This is a genomic window from Nostoc sp. UHCC 0870 (genome assembly GCF_022063185.1).
GTDB lineage: Bacteria > Cyanobacteriota > Cyanobacteriia > Cyanobacteriales > Nostocaceae > Trichormus.
Genome location: NZ_CP091913.1, coordinates 241,766 through 255,502 on the forward strand (window position 1 = coordinate 241,766; position 13,737 = coordinate 255,502).

Annotated in this window: 8 protein-coding genes; 2 read left to right on the top strand and 6 right to left on the bottom strand. The window is 44.8% G+C overall.

All coding sequences use genetic code 11. The annotated features are described in order from the left end of the window. Positions 1-4 precede the first annotated feature (4 nt). Positions 5-901: a class I SAM-dependent methyltransferase gene (locus L6494_RS01035; RefSeq protein WP_237991033.1), complete on the bottom strand. Its 897-nt coding sequence runs from the start codon at positions 899-901 to the stop codon at positions 5-7. Positions 902-1,115: 214 nt separating this feature from the next. Between L6494_RS01035 and L6494_RS01040 the strand changes: the two genes are divergently transcribed. Next, entirely contained in the window at positions 1,116-2,297 is a 1,182-nt protein-coding gene (locus L6494_RS01040; RefSeq protein ID WP_237991034.1) for an RtcB family protein, read from the top strand. 50 nt (positions 2,298-2,347) lie between these two features. On the opposite strand, the gene L6494_RS01045 is transcribed toward L6494_RS01040, so the two are convergent. The 4 genes from L6494_RS01045 to psaA all read right to left on the bottom strand — a co-directional run bounded on the left by L6494_RS01045 (position 2,348) and on the right by psaA (position 10,814). Continuing rightward, positions 2,348-4,582 carry a glycoside hydrolase gene (locus L6494_RS01045; protein WP_237991035.1) on the bottom strand — a complete coding sequence of 745 codons (2,235 nt, stop codon included), beginning with the start codon at positions 4,580-4,582 and terminating at the stop codon, positions 2,348-2,350. A gap of 327 nt (positions 4,583-4,909) precedes the next feature. Continuing rightward, positions 4,910-5,140, bottom strand: a complete 231-nt coding sequence (locus tag L6494_RS01050) for a NifU family protein (RefSeq protein ID WP_237991036.1) — start codon at positions 5,138-5,140, stop codon at positions 4,910-4,912. Positions 5,141-6,194: 1,054 nt separating this feature from the next. Next, complete coding sequence (gene psaB, locus L6494_RS01055) at positions 6,195-8,426, bottom strand: photosystem I core protein PsaB (protein WP_237991037.1); 2,232 nt, start codon at positions 8,424-8,426, stop codon at positions 6,195-6,197. Between the two features lie 129 nt (positions 8,427-8,555). After that, positions 8,556-10,814 carry a photosystem I core protein PsaA gene (gene psaA, locus L6494_RS01060; RefSeq protein ID WP_237991038.1) on the bottom strand — a complete coding sequence of 753 codons (2,259 nt, stop codon included), beginning with the start codon at positions 10,812-10,814 and terminating at the stop codon, positions 8,556-8,558. A 534-nt stretch (positions 10,815-11,348) separates the two neighbouring features. On the opposite strand from psaA, the gene L6494_RS01065 reads away from it, so the two are divergent. Continuing rightward, on the top strand, positions 11,349-12,740 hold the full coding sequence (locus L6494_RS01065; RefSeq protein ID WP_237991039.1) for a hypothetical protein: 1,392 nt from the start codon (positions 11,349-11,351) through the stop codon (positions 12,738-12,740). A gap of 62 nt (positions 12,741-12,802) precedes the next feature. Here the strand turns inward: L6494_RS01065 and L6494_RS01070 are convergent, their stop codons facing one another. Beyond that, positions 12,803-13,714 carry a glutaminase gene (locus L6494_RS01070; protein WP_442946978.1) on the bottom strand — a complete coding sequence of 304 codons (912 nt, stop codon included), beginning with the start codon at positions 13,712-13,714 and terminating at the stop codon, positions 12,803-12,805. Between the last annotated feature and the right edge of the window lie 23 nt (positions 13,715-13,737).

Genomic DNA, 13,737 nt, shown 5'->3' on the forward strand with positions numbered 1-13,737 from the left:
GCCGTTATATGCCGAAAGCTGGAGACTCTAGACCCTCCAAATTATTATTATCTATTGCTGGTCTATATTGTCTCACTTTTCCTTGAGTAGTTGCATCTGTTACGGGAATTGGTTTTACACCGCTAGTTACTTGATGTATCCACCAAACTTCTTCGGTTCGCACAGCCTCAAACCCTACCGCACCCATCCGCGCATCTACACTATCCCCCCCATACTCACGAATGTAAGGCTCTTCAAACACATTATTGAGCCAATCTAATTGACGCAGGGTTTTCTGATTCCCATCGAGAATTAATACTTGTCCACCGGCTACCAACAACCGAAAGCATTCTTGGAGGATGGTTTGGGATACTACAACTGGTGTTTCATGAAATAGCAAAGTACCTGTCACTAAATCAAAGGAAGCATCTGGAAAGCTAGTTTTCTCGGCGTTTCCATGTCGCCAGATGATATCTAAACCCGCATCTTTGGCTTTATCTTCGGCTCTCACCAGCATATAGGGTGATAAGTCCAAACCGATGACTTCAGCTTGGGGGAAAGCTTGCTTTAACATTAAAGTTGTAGAACCTGTACCACAGCCTAAGTCAAGTATGCGCCGGGGTTTGACTTTGACTGCATCAATTAAGGCTTGACGCACCCAAGTTTCATTGGGTGGTAGTACGTATTCGGTAATGGGGTCGTAGGTGACAGCAGCACTAGGATTAAGATATCCCCCCTCAACACCGTGAAAGTTTTGGCTAGTGTAGTATGCAGGAAGTTTAACATCAGCACGCCGGAAGCGATCGCTTTCTTTCTCCCAGTCGATACTTTTAGCATACCGATGCAATTTCTCTTCATCAATTAAAAACCGGACTACAGGCGATAAAAAGCTTTCCCAAATAGTATTTTGACGTGTCGCCATAGGTTTGAGTGAGGCTTGGTCATGGACTTTACAAATTGTAGTATATCTGGCAAAAGTCTGCTTTTTTTTGGCAGACTTAACTAGCCAGGGAGCAGGTTGACATTCAAATTCATCTATACTACACTTGTAACATATAAATAAAATTTACCCATCTAAAACATGACAATTATTCTTTCCTATTCCCCATTCCCTATTCCCTATTCCCTTTAAAAAAATGCCCTACGAAAAGTTAGAAATTAAGACAAAATCACCCGTTTTATCTTGGGCAAATCACCCCTTGGGGTCTGAAGAAACCAAGATGGCTAAAAATGTGGCATCCCTACCTTTTGTATTTAAACACGTAGCATTAATGCCCGATGTTCATTTAGGAAAAGGTGCTTTAGTTGGTTCTGTAATTGCTACAAAAGAAGCCATTATGCCTGCTGCTGTCGGCGTGGATATTGGTTGCGGTATGAGTGCTATTAAAACACCATTTACTGGTGAACAATTAGAAGGCAAACTCAAGAAAATTCGTCTCGATATTGAAGCAGCAATTCCCACAGGTTTTAACGAAAATAAAGATGTCGAAAAATCTGTTACTAATTGGCAACGTTGGCGAGATTTTCAAGACTTGCATCGTGGTGTGCAAGACTTACAAAGTAAAGCGATGAAACAAATGGGTTCTCTCGGTGGAGGTAATCACTTCATTGAAGTTTGCCTAGATACAGAGAACCAAGTTTGGCTGATGTTACATTCCGGTTCACGCAACATTGGGAATAAACTTGCCCAGTGTCATATTAGTACAGCTAAGGAATTAGCGAAAATGGCGGGTAATCATTTACCTGATCCAGATTTAGCCTATTTTATAGCTGGTACACCAGAATTTCGAGCTTACTGGAACGATTTACAATGGGCGCAAAATTATGCGCGAGTAAATCGTGATGTGATGATGACACGTTTCCAGCGCATTATGGAAAAGCATCTAACAGGAGGAAAGGCAATTAAGCCTTTATTGCAGGTAAATTGTCATCATAACTACGCTGAAAAAGAAATACATTTTGGCGAAGATGTCTATGTAACTCGCAAAGGTGCAGTCCGCGCAGATAAAGAAGATTATGGCATTATTCCTGGTTCAATGGGAGCAAAATCTTTCATTGTCAAAGGTAAAGGTAATGCACATAGTTTTTGTTCTTGCTCTCATGGTGCTGGTCGTTTAATGTCGAGAAGTAAAGCTAAAAATGTCTACACTCTCGATGATTTAATTGAGCAAACCAAGGGTGTGGAATGCCGACAAGATAGTGGTGTTTTAGATGAGATTCCTAGTGCTTATAAACCTATTGAGCAAGTCATGGAAAATCAATCAGATTTAGTGGAAGTTGTCGCCACACTCAAGCAAGTTGTTTGTGTGAAAGGTTAATTTCAATGTTTGTAGTGAGGGCTTTAGCCCTCATTCTTACCAAAGATGATTTACGGTACTTCAATCGTAATCAAAGCATTTTCTGGTAAGTATTTTTTGTAACAGCCTTCATCAGCCAGCACTAAAACCAAGCGTAAAGGATAATCTGGCGGTACTTGTAAATCTGCCCAAGGAATTGCCAATTCTAAACAGGTTTCTAAAGCAACTTGAGCGCGACTAGTGCGGGAATGCCATTGATAATTATCTCCAGCTTCTCGAAATTGTACTGATTGGGTGAGTAAATTAATTGCTAAATGGTGGTGGTACAGGTAATTCAGAGGGGCTGTATCCGGCACATCTGCTAAAGGAATAGGGCTGTTGTGCATTGTTCTATCGGGATAAAACCACAGCAAATTTAACTCTGCTGGTAAATCTTTACCTGGTGCAACGCCACTTTTAAAGTCCAACCGCAAATAGAAATTGAGGTGATCGACTCCATACCAAAGACGCTGAATGCTGCTGCTGACGTGCATTGTTCCCCGCGCACCGCCAATTTCTATGCGTCCAGCTTTGTCCCAGTCTTGTTCATCACCTTTACCGTCAATCACAGGATGAATAAAACTTTCGGGAGAATGGTCTGTCCTGGCTTCGTGAACCTCAACGGCGTGTCTGAGATATGGGGGTATTGGTTCATTTAATGCTTTGTAGATACCGCACAGATGTTCGCGAAATAATTGGTCAAAGATGGCATCTTGATTAGAAGAATGTCCTTCCCCAAACCACCAAAACCAGTCAGAACCTTCGGCAGCATACAAAGCTTCCCAGGCTTCGGGGTTGTTTTCTTCTGTCGCTTCGGGATGGCTGGCTAGCATGGCTCTAGCTTCGGTGAGGTACTCCCAAGCGCGGTTTTTAGCAGGATCACCAATCCAAGTGGTAAAGCTACCATCGACCCAAGAACCACTATGTAGTTGCTCGCCGGGGATGGTGGCTGTAGCGGGGAATTGTTCGAGGAATTCGGAGACGGTAACGAGTTTGATGTTGGGTTCGTTACTTAAACGTTGATATAAAGCTTCTAAGAAGGGTTTACCGTCTTGGGGATAAAACTCCCAACAATTTTCCCCGTCCAAAGCGATAGTAACTAACCAAGGTTGTTCGCTGGGACGTTCTCTTTGCATTTTCGCGATCGCTTCTAGATGTCCCACAAGATCAGCTGCGGCTTGTTTTGCTGGCATTGACCCATAGGTAAAGCCAATTAAATCTGATAATCTGTGGTCACGAAAGACAATGGCTAAATCGCCGGCTGGGGTTGTCAGGCGATAGGGCTTGTACATCAATTCTGGTTCTAGGACATTCCCCGCGCCATCTCGATGGAAAAAGTGTTTTAATGTCCACCCCAGAACGGCTTCATCGGAACAAATCCAGTTAAATCCCTGTTTAATAATATACGGCAGGATTTCTGGGCTGACTGACTGTTCTGAAGGCCATAAACCCCTGGGTTCTTGTCCAAATCTTTCTTTATATAATTCCCACGCTTTACGCAAGTGGCGAGGAATATCTTCAGCCCACTGAAAGCGAGACTCTGGTAGTGCCATATGTGGCACTGCAACCCGTCCAGAGTTGGTATCAGCTAGCAAGGGCAAAATTGGGTGAGTATAGGGTGTAGTGGTAACTTCCAATTGCCCTGATGCTTGCATCTTACGATGTTGGGGGATGATGCGGCTGAGGATATCGCGCTGTTTGGAGTAAATGCGCTGGCGATCGCTTAATCTAAAATTACGCCCCTGTTCAAACCAAGCGGCAATTTCTGGGTCATCCCAAAACAGGGGATCTATCCATGCCAAATTATGCCACGCTAGCAAATCACCATACTCAGCCAAGCCCCAATTAGCTAAACACCAAGCTGCTCCTTCTTCTTGCCTTTGATAATACAACTCGGCATAGCGGGGATGGGGATCAATCAAGGTGTGGTGATTAGCATCAAAAAAGTGTTGAATGATAAATTCTTTTTGCTGCTGAGTCAGTTGTTCCGTGGGTGTCAAACTGGCTTTCAGGTAAGGATCAAAAGCAGTCCCAGCAATATAATCTTCTAGTTGCAAGATTAAAGATGGCACTAAATTCACCGTTTGGTGTAATTTAGGGTATTTTTCGAGAATTAACACCAAATCCAAATAATCTTTTGTACCATGCAACCTTACCCAAGGCAGACGATATTGTTGACTTGAAGACGCTGAAACGCCGTTTCCAGGAGATTTATATAAAGGCTGATGTTGATGCCAAACAAAGGCTACATAGAGTGGATGAGACATATGATGTAATTAGGGATTGGGTATTGGTCATTGGGCATTGGATATGGAAAAGAGACAAGTTAGACAAGGTAGAGGGAGGAGACAGGGTAGAATTGCTTCCTTGTTCTCCTTGTCCTCCTTGTCTTCCTTGTCCCCAATCCCTAGTCCCATTCGGACTTTTGGCGTTCTCTCCAAGACTCATAGCGTCCCGCAGGGAAGCCTAGTCCCTACTCCCTAGTACAGATCGACGGAAATAAAGATACCATTCTCAATCGTTCAAAGCCTTAAAATACAGGTCTTTTGACTTTTGATTTTTGACTTTTAACTTCCGCGTAGCGGTACTAGTCCCTAAATTATTTGCTCAACTTCGGCAATTTCAGGAATCATTTCCCGCAGACGGCGTTCAATACCCATTCTCAGGGTCATGGTGGAACTAGGGCAAGAACCACAAGCACCTTGTAACCGCAGTTTAACAATAGGCCCATCGAGTTCTACAAGTTCCACGTTGCCACCATCTGACATCAGATAAGGACGCATCTCATCCAACACTGTTTCAACGTTTTCAGATGTTAATTCCATCGTGTGATACCTACTAAGTTAACAATGGTGATAAGGAATTAATGTGTAGTAGTGCTAAAGTCTACTACAAACCCATGATCCAAAATGTTATTTTTTGGCTTTATTAAATCGATCGTAGATCCAATTGTCACTAGATTGTCTTTTATTCAGAGTTTAGCAAATAGTCAGACCTGACCCAAGAAGCAGGGGGCAGAGGCGAAACATTTCATATTCCCTGACATAGGGTTTTGAGAGGAAAAACATTTATTTCGAGATAGGAAGCCCGTTTGCGTAGCGTCTCGTAGAGAGAGATAAGCCTTGCTTTAGTTGGGAATATTGTAGTGATTCCCGATATGTGAATATTTTGCAGAAGCCACCCCAACCTTGCGGTCGGGGCTACTTTTGCTACACCCCTTGCACTAAATAAATAATACCAGTATCAGCAACATTATGGTTGCCAATTTGGCAAAAACTCGTTTTTGGGCAAGTGACTAATGATATTTTGGCGATTGAGGTTTATTTTCGGCAAAGTAGTATACTTTACTCTGTTCTCGTGCAGATGATCGCAAAGAGTCGCTGAAATTCAACAGTTTTATAGAAAATATGCCGAAAACCCTTGAATAACAGCAACTTAGTTGCGTATTCCGTACTTTAGGCAAGGGATGTTCGCCCTTGGTGTCTCCCCTTGGGAGAAGGCTAATTGAGTCCTTTAGGACTCAGCCATGTTAAAATATTCTCATCAGTACAAGATTTAAAAACCTACCCCCGGACTGGGGGAAAGTCTACGCCCGAAAAACCTTGAGGAGATATCAGCACGCCCTAAAGGGCGAACGTGTTGAGCCTGGGAACCTGAGAAATCAGGATATTAAGAGCGTAATCTCTTAAGAATCTCCGCACCTTTAGGTCGGAGAGTGTCAATCAGAACGTTTGACTCGTGTACAGCATTTGCTCTAAATTAGCAGCTAGGCGATCGCTTCGACATCTTTTAAAATGTGAAGAAAAAATTTACCTAATAAAAAATCCCCTACCGTAAGGCAGGGGATTTTTTTACTTACCTACAAAACTAGCAGCCAGATCAACCGAACTTACCAGCCGTGGAGGCGATGAGGAAAGCAGCGTAGGTGACGACATAGCCAACGGTGAAGTGAGCTAGACCAACTACACGAGCTTGAACGATGGATAGAGCAACGGGCTTGTCTTTCCAGCGAACTAGGTTAGCGATAGGAGTACGTTCGTGCGCCCAAACTAGGGTTTCGATCAACTCTTGCCAGTAACCTCTCCAGGAGATGAGGAACATGAAGCCAGTAGCCCAAACTAGGTGTCCGAATAGGAACATCCAAGCCCAGACAGACAGGTTGTTCACGCCGTAGGGGTTGTAACCGTTGATCAACTGAGCAGAGTTAGCCCAGAGGTAATCACGGAACCATCCCATTAGGTATGTAGAGTTTTCGTTGAACTGAGCAACGTTACCTTGCCAAATACCTAAATGCTTCCAGTGCCAATAGAATGTTACCCAACCTATTGTATTTAAAGCCCAGAACAGAGACAGGTAGAAGGAATCCCAAGCTGAGATATCGCAAGTACCGCCACGGCCAGGACCGTCGCAAGGGAAGGCATAGCCGAAGTCCTTTTTATCGGGCATCAGCTTAGAACCACGAGCATCCAAAGCACCTTTGACTAGGATGAGGGTGGTGGTGTGTAGACCTAGGGCGATCGCATGGTGTACCAAGAAGTCGCCAGGGCCAATTGTTAAGAACAGGGAGTTAGTACCAGAGTTAATGGCATCTAACCAGCCACTCAACCAAACGTTACCGTAGTTGGGGTAGGCTGTGTAGGCAATACTATCTGGGTTAGACAACAAAGCGTCTAAGCCGTAGAGTACCTTACCGTGAGCAGCTTGAACGAACTGGGCAAATACCGGCTCAATCAAGATTTGCTTTTCAGGTGTACCAAAAGCAACTACTACGTCGTTATGGACGTATAGACCTAGGGTGTGGAAGCCCAAGAATAGCGACACCCAGCTGAGGTGGGAGATAATCGCTTCTTTGTGCTGTAACATCCGGTCGAGTACGTTGCCCTTGTTTTGTTCGGGGTCGTAGTCGCGCACTAAGAAAATAGCACCATGTGCAAAAGCACCAACCATCAAGAAGATGGCAATGTATTGGTGGTGCGTGTAAAGCGCTGCCTGTGTTGTGTAATCCTTAGCAATAAATGCGTAAGGAGGCAGGGCGTACATATGCTGCGCCACCAATGAGGTGATCGTTCCCAAAGCTGCCAAGGCTAAAGCCAGTTGGAAGTGCAGGGAGTTGTTAATAGTGTCGTACAGACCTTGGTGAGGCAGGTTGAACTGACCTTCACTCTTGCTACCAGGTACTAAACCGGACTTGGAGTTCAGCATTTCTTTGATGCTGTGACCAATTCCGAAATTAGTGCGGTACATATGACCGGCAATGATAAAGATAACTGCGATCGCCAAGTGGTGATGAGCCATGTCAGTCAGCCACAAGGATTCTGTCTGAGGATGGAAGCCACCCAAGAAAGTCAGAATCGCAGTACCTGAACCAGTGGATGTACTAAATACATGACCAGCTGTATCAGGGTTTTCAGCGTAAACACCCCAGTTGCCAGTAAAGAAAGGTGTCAAGCCTGCTGGGTGGGGCAAAGTGGTCAGGAAGTTATCCCAACCTACGTGCTGTCCGCGAGATTCGGGGATGGCAACGTGAATCAAGTGACCAGCCCAAGCCAAAGAACTGACACCAAACAGAGCTGACAAGTGGTGATTCAGGCGGGGTTCAGCACTCTTAAACCAAGACAGGCTAGGACGGAACTTGGGTTGTAAGTGCAACCAACCAGCAAACAAGAATAATGCTGCCAACAACAACAGACCGACTGAACCAACGTACAGTTCGCTGTTTGTCCGCATACCGATGGTGTACCACCAGTGGTAGACACCAGAGTAAGCAATGTTTACAGGATTACTAGCACCAGCTTGGGTAAAAGCTTCAATAGCGGGTTTACCGAAGTGGGGGTCCCAAATCGCATGGGCGATGGGGCGGACGTGTAGAGGATCTTTGATCCACTGTTCAAAGTTACCTTGCCAGGCTACATGGAACAGGAGGCTGGAAGCCCATAGGAAGATGATTGCCAGATGACCGAAGTGGGTAGCGAAAATCTTTTGGTAAAGATTTTCTTCAGTCATGCCATCGTGACTTTCAAAATCATTGCCCATGGCGATCGCATACCAAATGCGACGCGTAGTCGGGTCCTGTGCGAGATCCTGGCTAAATTTTGGAAATTTTGTTGCCATAGGTGTGATATTTCCTCTGACCTTTAGCCATCAGGTTTCAGCTTCTGGAGTTCTGAGTTTTGAGTCCTAAGTTTTGAGTTTACACTCAGCACTGACTACTCATCACTCAGCACTCCATACAACTGATTGCTATCCTACTGAAAGAATGTGTGCGTGGAAGAATGCCCAAGTGGTAGCAATTCCTCCTAGGAGGTAGTGAGCTACACCAACCGCACGGCCTTGAGTGATGCTCAAAGCGCGTGGTTGGATTGCTGGTGCTACCTTCAGTTTATTATGAGCCCAAACGATAGACTCAATTAGTTCTTGCCAGTAGCCACGACCACTGAACAGGAACATTAAGCTGAATGCCCAAACAAAGTGAGCGCCTAGGAACATGAGTCCATAAGCAGACAGCGCACTTCCGTAGGAGTTGATTACTTGTGAAGCTTGCGCCCACAAGAAGTCACGCAACCAGCCGTTGATGGTGATGGCACTTTGGGCAAAGTTACCACCAGTAATATGAGACACATTACCAGCTGCGTCTACTGTTCCCCAAACATCAGATTGCATTTTCCAACTGAAGTGGAAAATTACAATTGACAAGGAGTTGTACATCCAGAACAATCCGAGGAACACATGATCCCAACCGGAAACTTGGCAAGTACCGCCACGGCCAGGACCGTCGCAAGGGAAGCGGAAGCCTAAGTTGGCCTTATCAGGAATCAAGCGAGAGCTGCGAGCGAATAGTACGCCCTTCAGCAGAATCAGAACAGTTACGTGGATGGTGAAGGCATGGATGTGGTGAACAAGGAAGTCAGCAGTACCCAAAGCGATGGGCATCATTGCGACTTTGCCACCTACAGCCAAGATACCGCCGCCAAAAGCATAGCTAACTGGCTCTAAGGCATTGGGAGCTGTACCACCAGGAGCTAAGGTGTGCAGGTTTTGCACCCATTGAGCAAATACTGGTTGCAGCTGAATTGCTGTGTCGGAAAACATGTCTTGAGGACGACCCAAGGCACGCATCGTGTCGTTGTGGATGTACAGTCCAAAGCTGTGGAAGCCGAGGAAAATACACACCCAGTTCAGGTGGGAAATGATGGCATCCCGGTGACGAATCACCCGATCCAGGACGTTGTTTTGGTTAACAACAGGATCGTAATCCCGCACCATGAAGATGGCAGCGTGAGCGGCACCGCCCACAATTAAGAATCCGCCGATCCACATATGGTGGGTGAACAAGCACAACTGAGTTGCGTAGTCAGTTGCCAAGTAGGGATAGGGGGGCATCGCGTACATATGATGCGCGATGATGATTGTCAAAGAACCTAAGAAAGCTAGGTTAGTTGCCAATTGCGCGTGCCAGGATGTGGTCATGTTCTCATAAAGACCCTTGTGACCTTCCCCGGTGAAGGGGCCTTTGTGGTTTTCGAGGATCTCTTTGATGCTGTGACCAATACCCCAGTTTGTGCGGTACATATGTCCAGCAATGATGAACACTACTGCGATCGCTAAGTGGTGATGGGAGATATCAGTCATCCATAAACCACCGGTCACTGGATTTAAACCACCCTTGAAGGTCAAGATGTCAGCGTACTGACCCCAGTTCAAGGTGAAGAAAGGTGTTAAACCACTGGCGAAGCCGGGGAATTGCTCAATCAATAAGTCTTTGTTCAGGATGAACTCGTGGGGCAAGGGTACGTCTTTTAGGGGTACACCTGCATCCAGCAGCTTGTTGATTGGTGCGGAGACGTGAATCAAGTGACCAGCCCATCCCAAAGAGCCGCAGCCTAGCAGAACTTGCAGGTGGTGATTCAACATCGACTCCACGTTCTGGAACCATTCCAGTTTAGGAGCGCGTTTGTGGTAGTGGAACCAACCAGCAAACAAGAACAAACCTGCTAGCACTAAGCCACCGATGGCGGTGCAGTACAACTGGAAGGAGTTTGTTATACCCCAACCTCGCCATACTTGGAACAAGCCGGAGGTGATTTGAATACCGTGGAATCCACCACCAACATCACCATTCAAAATGTCTTGTCCCACGATCGGCCAAACGACTTGTGCGCTGGGCTTCACATTTAGTGGGTCGGTCAACCAGGCTTCGTAGTTAGAAAACTTCGCGCCGTGGAATATCATCCCGCTTAACCAGATGGTCACAACGGCCAGGTGTCCGAAGTGAGCAGCAAATATTTTGCGGGATATGTCTTCTAAATCGCTTGTATGTGTATCAAAATCGTGGGCGAGGGCATGAAGGTTCCAAATCCATGTGGTGGTTTTGGGACCTCTAGCTAGGGATCTGTCGAAGTGTCCAGGTTGCGCCCATTTTTCAAATGAGGTTGGAACTGGATCTTTATCAACGATCACTCTGGCTTTTTTTTCCTCTCGCTCCGGAGGACTAATCGTCATTCGACCTCCTCTCAAGATAAGGAATGAGGAATCATGAAACCACAAAGAGAACCACTATCGCTTTCCCACAGAATTTTTCTGGAGGGGCGACGAAGACGCTATGTGGAAATGAAATTTGTTTCTGTTGAATTATAAAGTCTTAACTTGTACATTGTTAGACAGATTTTAACAATAATTCAAAATAGCCAGAATAATTGTCTTACTTACCTTTTAACTGCAAACTCTTTTGCAAAAAGTCAATAGTTTATCCATTTAATTTACAAAGCATAACAATTCGTAAAACTTATCTTTTATGACACTGTAAGCCTTACCCACTAGGTCATCTAGCTTTTGGTATATTTGTTTCTCGATACATTTGATATGGTATTCAAATACTTAACCAATAAAAGATGTAAATAAAATAACTCTTACTCTGTAAATTATAAAAATTCATGCTATGCAGGCAGATTTGATTTTTGAGACCATAGCGTGGAGTCAATAATTTCAATCAGAATAATCTATACAGTTGTGACAAACCATCGCTGGGTATAAGCCATGAACCTTTGGCATCGGCAGGCTTTAAAAAAACATTTCCCTAGGAGTTTAGCTATTTTTAAGTGGCTAATTATACTAGTGCTAGTCTTGGGCTTGACTAGTTGTGGAGAAAAAAGCGTTAGTCAGGAAGTGTCTATTAAGAATAAAGACCAACTTCAACAAATTTCTCAGCAATTTTCCGAAGTATCCCCACCAGCAGTTATTCAAGAACTGCGCTCAACTTTGGAAATGTATCGCCCACAAGTCAAAATAGTTACGCCTCTACCTGATGAAATTCTCAATGACAACAAAGTCACAGTCCGTTTTCAGGTTAAGGATCTACCAATTTTTCAGCACCCACAATGGGAACTAGGCCCCCATCTCCACCTAATTGTTGACAATCAGCCTTATATTCCCGTTTACGACTTAGAACAGCCTCTAGTATTTTCGGATTTATCCCCAGGTACTCATACCCTGCGCGTCTTTGCTTCTCGTCCTTGGGATGAGAGTTTTAAAAATGAGGGTGCTTATGCTCAGACAACATTTCACCTCTTTACTAAAACCGACGATAATAATCCCGACACATCTCTACCTCTGTTAACCTACAGCAGCCCTCAAGATAACTACGGTGCAGAACCAATCTTATTAGACTTTTACCTGACTAACGCGCCTCTACACCTGAACGCCAACAATAATGACAACGACACACTCAGTGATTGGCGTATTCGCTGCACAATTAACAATGAAAGTTTCGTATTCGATCGCTGGCAGTCAGTTTACCTCAAAGGCTTTAAACCTGGTATCAACTGGGTCAAGCTAGAATTCCTCGATAACCAGGGAAACCCAGTCAAAAATGCTTTTAACACCACAGTTAGACTTGTTAACTACCAACCCAAGGGTAAAGATACTCTCGCCAGAATCACCAGAGGAGAATTAACAGCTGATCAAGTACGCGGCATTGTAGATCCAACCTACGCTGCTAAACAACCAGTTGCAGAACCTACGCCTGAACCCCAGCCCCAAGAAGAAAAACGACCCACACCTGAATTTACAGAAACACCGCAACCAGAAATAACACCCACCCCTCAACCTACTGAATTACCTGAAACAGCAACCCCCGAACCATCCCCTGTAATTCCTACACAACCAGAGGTAGTTGAGTCACCTACACCTGAGCCACAGCCAGAGGTAACACCCATACCATCACCAACAATTAGTCCTGAACTACAACCAGAGGTAGCACCTGAGCCTCAAGTTCAGGAAGAATCGCCACCATCACCCACCACTACCCCAGAACCACAACCAGAGGTCAAGGAGACTGAATCACCTGAAGAAGCAGTTAAAAAACCTCAAAAAGTCAACTTAGGAGATTATTTCAAACGGCGATCGCATCCCCTACAAACACCAGAATAGACCTCTGTGTCTCCGTGTCTCTGTGGTTAAAAATTCTCTTTAAACACAAAGACACAGAGCTTTTAACCAAAAATACTCAATCCCAAATTTCGAGATAAAGCCTCCACCAAAGCGATCGCCGCGACGGGATTACCTACACTATCCAACGTTGGACTATAACAAGCGATCGCACCTTCCCCCGGTACTATTGCTAATAATCCTCCACCTATCCCCGATTTCATTGGTAGACCAATTTTGACAGCAAATAAAGGGGAAGCCTCGTATAAACCGCAGGTTAACATCACACCATTCACCATCTGACGGTGCTGTAACTGTATCCGCTCATACTCCCAGGTTAAGAGTTTTCCGAGTAAAGCTAAATCTTTAACTTCTCCAGAAAGACAGCATATTTGCTCGTATGTGTCAAGGGATGAGTTAATATTTGTGATATATCTTTTTTCACCCAGATAATTGGCGATCGCCTGATTAGAGGGTGATCGAGATGCTCTCACCGAAGTCAGCATGACTTCATCTAACTGGATGTGACAGCCAGCCAATTTATTTAACCATTGACAAAAAGATTGAGTGCGCTCGGTAGCGGTCTTTCCTGGTAACTTATCAGCCAAGGTAATTGCCCCACTATTAATCATGGGGTTGCGGGGTCTACCGCCATCAGCTATTAATTGTTCTAAGGAATTGAATGGTGCATCCGATGGTTCTACACCCACCCATTGCAGCAGTTGTTCTGCACCAAAGTGTTCTAACAGATACAGTAGAGAGAAAGGCTTGATCAGACTCATGAGTGGGAATACACAAGCCATATCTCCAGTGCTGTAACTTTGTCCAGATTGACAGCAGATGTGAACTGCAAACCAATCAGGATTAGCTAAGGCTAATTGTGGAATGCGATCGCACACTCTTCCCCGATGGGTCTGAGTTTTCGCTAGTTGTACCCAGTTAATTAACTCATTTGGATCTAATTTCTCAAGTTTCATCACAACAGATATAGCCCTGAATT